1 protein-coding gene is annotated in these 3,356 nt (G+C 68.0%); it reads left to right on the top strand.

Annotated features, from left to right (window positions below):
- Positions 1 to 282: 282 nt before the first annotated feature.
- The gene (locus ACWEF2_RS31550) at positions 283 to 2,853 is read left to right on the top strand and encodes a valine--tRNA ligase (RefSeq protein ID WP_453819901.1); all 2,571 of its coding nucleotides are present in this window, start codon (positions 283 to 285) and stop codon (positions 2,851 to 2,853) included.
- Positions 2,854 to 3,356 lie beyond the last annotated feature (503 nt).

The following is a 3,356-nucleotide window of genomic DNA, read 5'->3' as shown; positions in this document are numbered from 1 at the left end:
GCCGTACCCTGCTCGACGCCGACCTCGGCGCCTTCGGCTCGGTGGCGCACTCGTTCGAGGCCGTGCAGGATCAGGCGATGTTCGAGATGGCCGCGGGGGCGTCGCCGTCTCCGGAGCCTGTCCCGAGGCTCGGGTGGCCCGGCACACCGGGCCCGCCGGCGGAAAGCCGGCGAGACGGAGAGGAAATGCCTCGACAAGTCGGGAGGTGCACCGGCACCTTGGAAGACTCGGGAGTCGGGAACATCGACTGCCAGGACATCCCTAGAATTGGACACCGTGACGATGCCAGAGCTGCCAACCCAGTACACGCCCGCCGACGTGGAGACCCGGAGCTACGAGCGCTGGGTGTCGGAGGGATACTTCCACGCCGACCCGAGCAGCGAGCGTGAGCCGTACAGCATCGTCCTGCCCCCGCCGAACGTAACCGGTGTCCTGCACATCGGCCACGCCCTCGACCACTCCATCCAGGACGCGCTGACCCGCCGCGCCCGCATGCGCGGCCAGGAGACGCTCTGGCTGCCGGGCATGGACCACGCGGGCATCGCCACCCAGAACGTCGTCGAACGTGCGATCGCCAGAGACGGTCTCTCCCGGCACGACCTCGGCCGTGAAGCCTTCGTCGAGCGTGTGTGGCAGTGGAAGGAGGAGTCCGGCGGCCGGATCCTCGACCAGATGAGGAAGCTCGGCGACGGTGTCGACTGGTCGCGCGAGCGCTTCACCATGGACCCCGGGCTCTCCCGGGCCGTTCAGACGATCTTCAAGAGGCTCTTCGACGACGGGCTCATCTACCGCGCCGAGCGCATCATCAACTGGTGCCCGCGCTGCCTGACCGCACTGTCCGACATCGAGGTCGAGCACAGTGAGGACGAGGGCGAGCTCGTCTCGATCCGGTACGGCTCGGGTGAGGACGAGATCGTCGTCGCCACGACCCGGGCCGAGACCATGCTCGGTGACACCGCCGTGGCCGTGCACCCCGCCGACGAGCGCTACGCGCACCTGATCGGCAGGGAGGTGGAGCTCCCACTCACCGGCCGCCGCATCCCGGTCGTGGCCGACGAGCACGTCGATCCCGCCTTCGGCACCGGCGCGGTCAAGGTCACCCCGGCGCACGACCCGAACGACTTCGAGATCGGCCGCCGCCACTCCCTGCCCTCCCTCAGCGTCATGGACGAGCGCGGTGTGATCACCGCGCACGGCCCGTTCCAGGGACTCGACCGTTTCGAGGCGAGGCCCGCGGTGGTGGCCGCGTTGCGTCAGGAGGGGCGGATCGTCGCGGAGAAGCGGCCCTACCTCCACTCGGTCGGTCACTGCTCGCGCTGCAAGACCGTGGTCGAGCCCCGGCTCTCGCTCCAGTGGTTCGTCAACGTCTCGCCCCTGGCGAAGGCCGCCGGAGACGCGGTCCGCGACGGCCGGACGAGGATTCACCCGCCGGAGCTGGCCAAGCGCTACTTCGACTGGGTCGACGACATGCACGACTGGTGCATCTCGCGGCAGCTGTGGTGGGGTCACCGGATCCCGGTCTGGTACGGCCCGGCGGGCGAGGTCGTCTGCGTCGGCCCCGACGACGAGCCCCCCGCCGGTTACGTTCAGGACCCCGACGTCCTCGACACCTGGTTCTCCTCCGGCCTGTGGCCGTTCTCGACCCTGGGCTGGCCGGAGGAGACGCCGGAGCTGGCCAAGTTCTATCCGACCTCCGTCCTGGTCACCGGCTACGACATCCTGTTCTTCTGGGTGGCCCGGATGATGATGTTCGGCGTCTACGCGATGGACGGCCGGCCCCCGTTCCAGACCGTGGCGCTGCACGGCATGGTCCGCGACCAGTACGGCAAGAAGATGTCCAAGTCGTTCGGCAACGTGGTGGACCCGCTCGACTGGATCGAGCGCTTCGGCGCCGACGCCACCCGCTTCACGCTTCTGCGCGGTGCCAACCCCGGCTCCGATGTGGCGATCAGCGAGGAGTGGGCCGGAGGCTCCCGGAACTTCTGCAACAAGATCTGGAACGCCACCCGCTTCGCGCTGATGAACGGCGCCGCGGTCGGTGAGCTGCCGGTGGCGGAGCTGACCGCGGCCGACCGGTGGATCCTCTCCCGCCTTCAGGAGGTCGTCACGTCGGTGGACGCGGCCTTCGAGGAGTTCGAGTTCGCCAAGATCTCCGATCTCCTCTACCACTTCGCGTGGGACGAGGTCTGCGACTGGTACGTGGAGCTGGCCAAGATCCAGATCGCTTCGGGGCAGGAGCACACCCGCCTCGTGCTGGGCCACGTCCTGGACGCGCTGCTCCGGTTGCTCCACCCGTTGGTGCCGTTCGTCACCGAGGAACTCTGGCGGGCCCTCACCGGAGGGGCGTCGATCGTGGTCGCTCCCTGGCCGACGGCCCAGGAGTCGTTCCGTGACACCTCGGCGGAGGAGGAGATCCTGGCTCTCCAGGGACTGGTCACCGAGGTCCGCAGGTTCCGCTCCGACCAGGGGCTCAAGCCCGGCCAGCGGGTCGCCGCGCGACTGTCACTCGCCGGTACGATCCTCGCCCCGCACGAGGGGGCGATCCGATCGCTGCTCCGGCTCGATCAGCCGGCGGAGTCGTTCGCCGCCACCGCCCGCCTCGATGTGGGCGGGACCGTCGTGGAGATCGACACCGCGGGGACGATCGATGTGGCCGCCGAGCGCAAGCGTCTGGAGAAGGACCTTGCCGTCGCGCGGAAGGAGGCCGCCCAGGTGGCGGCCAAGCTCGGCAACGAGCAGTTCATGTCGAAGGCGCCCGACGACGTGGTGGTCAAGGTGCGGGCCCGTGCAGCCCAGGCCGAGCAGGACATCGCTCGGCTGACCGCTCAGCTCGCCGCGCTACCGGCCGGCTAGGTGTTCGAGCCCCAGGCTTGATCGCGGGCCCGGAGTCCATGGACTCCGGGCCCGCGTGTTTGGGAGCAGCTGACCCAGGGAAGACCTAGTTGTTACCGGCAAGTGGGTCATGACAGCCCGAGCGGGCTGCTAGAGTTCTTTAAGCGGGACGAGATCCCGCAGTCCCCTCCAAAAGATCACTGAAGGTTTGGGTCAGTCCGCACGACTGGACAGGGCCTGGATGTCAGAGTAAGTTGGAAGGGTTGCTCCGGAGACGGGGTGGTGGGAATTCTAGTGGGTTTGCCGGGTTTGGGTGTGCTGTTGCGGATGTGACGGTTTGACACGGATCGGGCGCTCCTGATAGAATGATGACACGGAAGTGTGTGCCCCGGGCGCCGTTCCACTCTTGCGGGTGGGGGCGGAGGGTCCGGTGAACGCGTCCGTTTCTTGAGAACTCAACAGTGTGTTAAAAGCCAGTGCATGATGCACAACCCCGCCCCTGTTCCGTGCTGTTGTGGTGTGGA

The organism is Streptosporangium sp. NPDC004631, assembly GCF_053601935.1.
The sequence above is the reverse complement of the archived record's forward strand: the minus strand, read 5'-3'. Positions and strand labels throughout refer to the sequence as shown.